The following is a 7544-nucleotide window of genomic DNA, read 5'->3' as shown; positions in this document are numbered from 1 at the left end:
AAATCCAAGGCCGGAGGCCGACACATTTACATCAGTCATTGTGTCGGCCTCCGGCCTAAGCCGGACGCTCTCTGACGCGTCGCGGCTCAATAAATCAACGATCCGTTGACTTGTCCCGTTCGGATTCGTCGAAGGGAAGCGGCCAGAACGGTGTCTCGAGGCTCAAACAGCTCGAAGCATATAATTCGTTTTGACAACACTTGTTCCAACAAGTATTATTCACGGCCATGAAGACCCAGCTGCCACGACCGACTGTCGATTCGCCCGCCCAAGAGGTTTATCTGCACTTGTGGCGGAGCTATGACCGGCTTCGCGCGATCGAAGACGATTTGTTTGGCCAATACGAGCTGTCGGCTCAGCAGTACAACGCCTTGCGACTACTAAGCGTCGTCGCTCCGGCCGGGATGCAAACAATGGAAATCGCTCGCCAATCGATTTCCCGAATGCCCGACATGACGCGACTGCTGGATCGTTTGCAAAAACGCGGTTTGATATCGCGGGCGAGAATGGCTGAGAACCGTCGCGTGGTCGAAGTTTTTATCACGGATGCGGGACAGCAACTGCTGAGCAAAATGAGTACGGCGGTGCTGGAGATGCACCAGCGGCAACTCGGCCACTTGAGTCCTAACCAGCAGAAGCAGTTGGTCAAATTGTTGAAGTTGGCCCGCAAGCCACACGAAGACACGACTTGCGACTGGTTGGATACAAACGGGAGTGCGGCGAATGCCCAATGACACGCTGGGGCTGGGGAAGGGAGACGCGGAGCGGACAAATTCAATGACCTCGCGAGATTCGTTGCTGCGGATGTGGCCGTTTGGGCTATGGCTGATGGCGTTTTATGCGATCTGGCTGCTGATCGTGATTGCCGGCGATCACTGGCAAACGGTGCAGTCGCACTGGCCGATCGCGTTGGCGATGTCGTTTGGTTCCTACATCGCCGGTTCAACGCCGATGGGCGGCGGCTCGATTGGATTTCCGGTTCTGGTGCTGTTTTTTGAATTACCTGGCTCATTGGGGCGAAACTTTGGGCTGGCCGTACAGTCGATCGGAATGGTGTCGGCGTCGATCTACATCTTCTCGGCCCGCCGTCCACTTGACCGTGGCTTGATGCGACCGGCTCTGTTGGGGACATTGGTTGGGACTCCGCTGGGAGCGGCGTTTGTGGCTCCGTTTGTCCCCGATCTGTGGGTGAAGTTGACGTTTGCAGTCGTCTGGTGCAGTTTTGGAATCATGCACCTGATGAAGTTAAACGAACTGGTCAATGCGAAAGGAGAAAGCGAGCGTTGGCGTGCTTGGGACCGTCCCATCGGACTGGCCATTGGTGTTACCGGCGGCGTGGTGTCGTCGATCACCGGAGTGGGAATCGACATGATCGTGTACGCGATCTTGGTGTTGCTGTATCGAGCCGATTTGAAAATTTCCATACCGACGTCGGTGGTGCTGATGGCGTTTGCATCAGTGGTCGGGATCGCCTCGAACGTCGTGCTGTCGAGGATCCATCCTGGGCTGTATCCCATGGACCCCGAGGTCTTCGCGAATTGGTTAGCGGCCGCTCCGGTCGTCGCGCTAGGAGCTCCGTTTGGTGCCATTGTGGTCAATTTAATCTCGCGAAAACCGACGCTGATCCTCGTCTCGACACTATGTATCCTGCAATTCGTCTGGACGATCGTACAAGAGCAGGTCTCAGGCTTGGCGTTGTTAGGAGCTGTTGCGGCGGTGCTGACCGTGAACGCTGGTTTTCATCTGCTGTACCACTGGGGACGCGGCGAGAGCGCCATCGGTGAACCGCTGGCCGAAGCGTTGCAGCCCGCCGTCGTCGAAATCGGTGGCGAAGAGACATAGCCAGCGATGGCGATGCAATGAATGCCTCACAACGTTGCAGCCAGGCGTTAGCTCCCTGTCATCAACTCTCGTAGTGGGACTCGCCAGAGTTCCCCGAAGCTTCGACGCCTACTTTAGGAATTCTGGCGAATTCCACTACGGGAATCTTGCGTCGTAGTGGGAGTCGCCAGAGTTCCTGGGTCTTCGACGGCCACTCCAGGAATTCTGGCGAATTCCACTACGGGATCACGTTAGACCAATGGCGACATCCCGTCGTCTCTTGGGGACTAAAACCGCTAACACCTGCCATCGCTAGTCTGTAGACTATGACGAACTCGGTCAAGAAACTTGTTTGATGAAAGCACCCATGATCACTACGAAGCGATGCCTGATTGGCTTATTCTTTCTATTGTCGTCTGTACCGTTCTTGCCTGGTCAATGGTTGTGGGCTGACGAATCGCAACCTGGCAATGAAAACGAACCGCGGCCAAACATCATCCTGGTCATGGCGGACGATCAGGGGTGGGGGGACGTCGGTTACAATGGGCACCCATTCGTACAGACACCTGAACTCGACGCGATGGCCAACGATGGTTTCGTGTTCGATCGCTTCTACGCCGCCGCACCCGTGTGTTCGCCAACCCGCGCCAGCGTGATGACCGGACGTTCTCCGATACGAACCAAGGTCACCAACCACGGCCGCTACATGCGGCCTGAGGAGCAAACGATCGCCGAATCACTAAAGGCTGCAGGGTACGTAACGGGAATCTTTGGCAAAGTCCATTTGGGGTCGGGGCAACCTGATTCTCCCTGTAACCCCAGCGGGATGGGATTCGACGAATGGGTGATTGGGCTCAATTTCTTTGACAACGATCCGTATCTGAGCCGCAATGGCAGGATCGAACACCGCGACGGCAAAGGCACGGTCCTCGCGATGGATGATGCTCTCGAATTTCTGCATCAGCATCAAAACGGTGATCGTCCGATGTTCACGGTCATTTGGTTCCCCTCGCCCCACGATCCTCACCAGGAAGTCCCGGAAGGTCCTCCGCTTTATCGCGGCGAAAAAATGGCCGGCTACTATCGCGAGATCACCTTGCTGGATCAGCAGCTTGGACGATTGCGGCGGGAGCTGAAGAGTATGGACATCGCCGAGAACACAATCCTCTGGTATTGCAGCGACAACGGCGGACTGAACGAAGCCACGTCCGGTGGTCGCCAGCGAAAGGGAAGCATTTACGAAGGCGGGTTGCGAATCCCTTCGATCATCCAGTGGCCCGCTCGAAAACTCAGAGGCCGAACGTCGGTGCCAGCCTGGACCTGTGACATCTATCCCACGTTGTTAGCAATGGCCGGGATTTCGTCGCCGCCTCCGCACCCCATTGATGGCACGGACATCCGTGACATTATTGCGGGGCAGGCCGACGAACGCAGCAAGCCAATGGGGTTCTGGCACCTATTCCAGCCGGGACAGTCCACTTGGAGCGACCGCATCCTGAAAGCGATCATGGAAAAGCAGCAAGCCGGCGCGGCGTTGCCGCACGACGAACCGCGGATCCGCAAAGACGTCGACGAATTCCCCCATTTCTCCGAAGACGTCGCCACCGGTCATGCAGCATGGACCGATTGGCCGTGGAAGCTGCACCGAATGAACGGCAACAAATACGAACTCTATCATTTAGCGGATGATCCATTGGAAACAACCGATCGTTCCGATGAACCCGAGCAACAGGCGCGGCTGACTCGTATGCAGCAGGAATTGGACGCTTGGATGCGCTCGGTGGTCCGCAGTCTCAACGGAGACGATTACGCCGACGTTCGTTAGACGAGGCAAACACGCAGAAGTTTGACGTCAAGCCTGGGCGAATTGTGTGGTATCACATATGCGCCGCGACACAGAGTTTGTTGACGAAACCGGCGACATCGATCTGGCGTACTTGTGTAGACACAGTCCGGTGCGAGCGGGTGTTTCGCAATCTGTTTGCGACTTCCTTGGCCGCATGCAGCGATCCGGTATGCACACCGCTGTCGTGGCACCAATCCAATGTCAATGGCGCGCCCGGTGTGCGACCGTTGCCATCTACTTTGGCACCAAACGGGTGGCGTTTGTAGCGGTGCGGCGCGGGGCCTCGCCCTGTCTAAACCGAACGTTTTACTCGCCTCAACCGGACGGCTCGCGCCGTGCCGCTACCAAAGTAGATGGCAGTGGGCGCGCGGTGTGCGTCATGGTGCACGTTACGCAGCTAGCCAAACGTCTTTCCGTATATTAGCCGCTTTGCCGCAAGCGGGCTGTTGATTTAGTCGTACGACGGACTTCCAAGTCCGTCGAATACACCTGCGGATTTTCGAGGCGTTCTTTACGGCGAGAGCGAAGGGCACAGTATTGGGTATGGCAATTGCTTCACGAATTGCTCCACGCACGACCGAAGCACACCGCATGACCGAAGCACACCGCATGACCGAAGCACACCGGCATGACCGAAGCACACCGGCAATCGAAGCACACTAGGGGAGCATCGCGGGTGGAAGCGGCAAGGATGTCGCCGCGACTTGATCGAATGAAAGGAAAAAATGAAACCGTTGACATGTCGTAAGGTAGCGATATATTGAGTGTATCGATCCAGCAGATGTCAGAACTTGAAGCAGCGAGGCAGGAGTCTTTCCGTCTGTTGGGCGCTAGCAGGCTCTTGATTTAGTCGTACGACGGACTTCCTAGTCCGTCGAAAATGACGGACAAGTTAGTCCATCAGCCACCTTTGCCACAGGAAACTTGATTCACTCAACAGCCCGCTAGCCACGGTTCCGACATTCAACCGGGGCTAGCGCCCAATCGGCTAACGGTGATTCACGCTTCGGTCCATGTTGGTTCTAGCCACCAACGTTAACAATTAGATTTCCGCAATCATCCCAACGGAGCTGTCTTATGAATCACCCCATGACGTTGTTTACTGTGTTGTTTTTTGGCGTACTCGCGATCACGCCCGCATCCGCACCCGCGCAAGATCCACCTGGGCAGCGACGTGGGATGGGGTTGGGTGGCGGCCGAGGCGCCGGTTTTGGCGGCGGTCGCGGACGCCGCTTGGGGCAAGGCCGGGGGCTGAGGCATCAAGCGGCTGCCAACGAAAAAAAGGGTGGGTCCCACGAGCTTGCCTATCCGGTGATTGCCGATCACGGCGGGGTTGTGCGTTTGCCGGATGCGGCTCAGCAACCTCGCGCCGCGACGAAATTCTTGGTCGATCTGACAAGCGGTAATGGAACAGGCAAGCTGAATGCGGGATTCGAAAAAGTTGCTAAATATGTCAACATCTACGCCGGAGGTGGAGCGGATCCAGTCGACGTGGAAATCGCGGTTGTCGTTCACGGTGATGCAACCTTGGCGGTCTTAAACGCAGATGCTTATGCTGCGAAGTTCAAAACGGAAGGCAATCCCAACTTGAAGCTTCTACGAGAATTGCATGGTGCCGGTGTTGAGTTTTACGTCTGTGGTCAGACCTTGATCGCCAAGGGCGCGACACCCGATGACGTCGCAGACTTTGTTAAAACTGCTGTGTCGGCACTGACCGCCGTTGTCAACCTGCAAGCGGACGGTTTCGCCTACGTCCCAATCACCCATGCGTCGTCGACACCATCGCTTGATCCGCAGGCGATGGTTGCAAAAGACGTAAACACTCTCGCCGAAGAAGATCACACTCAAGAATCTGTGCCGGGCGCCGCAATGGGACACGGTCCTGGTGCGGGGCGAGGAATAGGGGCAAGGCAAGGCATGCAAGGCGACATGACGACTTTGCATGCGATGTTTGCCGATCGCGACAAGATCAATCGAACCGTTACGAATCTGCCCGATGGGGCCGAGGCGGTGACGGAGTCAGATGATCAAGCGATCGCGACGATGTTGAAAGAACATGTGCCGGCAATGGAAGACCGAGTGCTTGGCGACAATCCTTTGCCTCCGATGACGTTTCACCCGATCTTTGTCGAACTGATCAAACACGCCGACGACTACACGCTGTCCTATGAAGAAACGGAAAAGGGGATGAAGGTTAAATACCAATCCGATGATCCCTACGTGGTGATGTTGGTTCAAGAGCACGCAAAGTTGGTCAGCCGGTTCATCAAGAATGGCATGGAAGAGATCCACACTCCGTACACTTTGCCAAATTTCCCAAAGGAAACCAACGAGTAATCTTCAATCCAAGCGATCAGGCCACCGTTTTCAATGAAGGCGAATTGTGCGTCTGATACGGGATCGATTTACCCAATAATGAAGCGGCCATCGCCGAGCACCAATAGATGCCACCTGCACAAAAAGGTGTCAGGACTCTTTTACGTTAGCGTTGGGATGTCAAAGTCAGCGGGTTGGATTTGGGCTCGCAATCTGTTGATTGTTTCTTGCACCTCTTCGACCGAATACGACTGCTGGTCTAGGTTGCCGATGACTTCGAGGCCGGATTGCTGCAACCAACGCTGAATGTGCAGCCAGGAGGCGAGCTCGTCCGTGATAGCTTGATGGTCTCGAGAAACATCGACCGAATTCAACAACGATTCCGCGACTCCGCCGCGATCTTTTTGTGACTGTGCCAAACGTGCTTTTTGACGCCACAGTTCCGGCAACGCGAAACGGTCTGCAAAGGTGTTGGCGGCATCCAGACCACGATGTACCGCATGTTCCGCTGCAGCGAGGTCACCGATTTGACGTTTGGCAGACGCCACATAGCTCATGTACAGCGGCGTCGCCAGCCGAGCACCGGTGCCTTGGTAACGCGTGATCGCTTCATCCAACACTTCATTTGCGGCCTGCGTGTCGCCGGTGCAGAGCAATCCGCCCGCACGATACAACATCGCGGTGGTTTCCCAGAAGAAGAACGCTTGTTGCTGCGAAACTTCGATTTGTCGGTCCGCCATCTTCACCGCCTCGTCGCCGCGTCCCATCGAAACGGACAGCCACGAATGATGGTGCAGTGCAAACGCAACGCTAAAGGGATGATCCAAGGTTTCGGCCATTTCCAAGCCTTGACGCATCGACGCCATTGCTGAATTCGGCTGCCCCAAATGCCACTGATTCAGCGCCAGATAACACAGATGCGCAACGCCAGCGTGTTGACCAGTACGACGGAGATGATAGATCGCTTTGTCAGCATCAAACAGTTGCATTCCCTTCTGCGTGGACTGCAGCGACGCAGCAAACTCGGCATGATAATATCGTCCAATTGCATCGATGAACAACGCCTCGGTGCGAGCTCCATCGTCATCGATCTGTTCCGCCATGGGCATCATCGATTGGCCTATTTCAATGCAGGGCACCACATCGTCACTGACGATTCGCCACGACCCCTTGGCCCACAATGCGTGCAGCTGTGCCATCGGATCGCCCAATTTCTGGCAGAGCACGGCGCGCCGGTCGTAGATCGATTCCAAATCAGGCGAAGCATATCCCATGATCGAAAGGATCGCGATGCCCAGCGAGATATTGATCTTCAGTTCCAACGCGTCTCGTGAACTCGATTCCGGCAAACGCTCGACTAGCGACAAGCCTGCTTTTAAGTGCTCGATTGCTTCCAGAAACGCCCCGCTGGCAACGGCAGATGCCCCGGCGACCTCCCACCACTGCGCCGCCTGTTGGTCCAAACCGGCTCGCGTGAAAGTGGGACGCCAATACTTCCGGACGCTGATCCATCGGTTCGGAAATCGGCGGAGATCACGTTGGCGATCCGATGATGATACTC

5 protein-coding genes are annotated in these 7544 nt (G+C 56.0%); 4 read left to right on the top strand and 1 reads right to left on the bottom strand.

The window, feature by feature from the left end; translation table 11 throughout:
- Window positions 1–227 precede the first annotated feature (227 nt).
- The 4 genes from RMSM_RS11430 to RMSM_RS36745 all read left to right on the top strand — a co-directional run bounded on the left by RMSM_RS11430 (window position 228) and on the right by RMSM_RS36745 (window position 6004).
- Window positions 228–734: a MarR family winged helix-turn-helix transcriptional regulator gene (locus RMSM_RS11430; RefSeq protein WP_008695694.1), complete on the top strand. Its 507-nt coding sequence runs from the start codon at window positions 228–230 to the stop codon at window positions 732–734.
- A complete protein-coding gene (locus RMSM_RS11425) occupies window positions 724–1842 on the top strand; it encodes a sulfite exporter TauE/SafE family protein (RefSeq protein ID WP_236622098.1) in 1119 nt (372 codons plus the stop codon). The genes RMSM_RS11430 and RMSM_RS11425 overlap by 11 nt, the downstream gene beginning before the upstream one ends.
- Window positions 1843–2176: 334 nt before the next feature.
- The gene (locus RMSM_RS11420) at window positions 2177–3646 is read left to right on the top strand and encodes a sulfatase family protein (RefSeq protein ID WP_236622097.1); all 1470 of its coding nucleotides are present in this window, start codon (window positions 2177–2179) and stop codon (window positions 3644–3646) included.
- 1098 nt (window positions 3647–4744) lie between these two features.
- The gene (locus RMSM_RS36745) at window positions 4745–6004 is read left to right on the top strand and encodes a DsrE family protein (RefSeq protein WP_008695687.1); all 1260 of its coding nucleotides are present in this window, start codon (window positions 4745–4747) and stop codon (window positions 6002–6004) included.
- A gap of 140 nt (window positions 6005–6144) precedes the next feature.
- Here the strand turns inward: RMSM_RS36745 and RMSM_RS40880 are convergent.
- The coding region (locus RMSM_RS40880) for an ATP-binding protein (protein WP_040765786.1) at window positions 6145–7544 on the bottom strand (1400 nt) is incomplete at its 5' end.

It is taken from the genome of Rhodopirellula maiorica SM1 (genome assembly GCF_000346295.1).
GTDB lineage: Bacteria > Planctomycetota > Planctomycetia > Pirellulales > Pirellulaceae > Novipirellula > Novipirellula maiorica.
The sequence above is the reverse complement of the archived record's forward strand: the minus strand, read 5'-3'. Positions and strand labels throughout refer to the sequence as shown.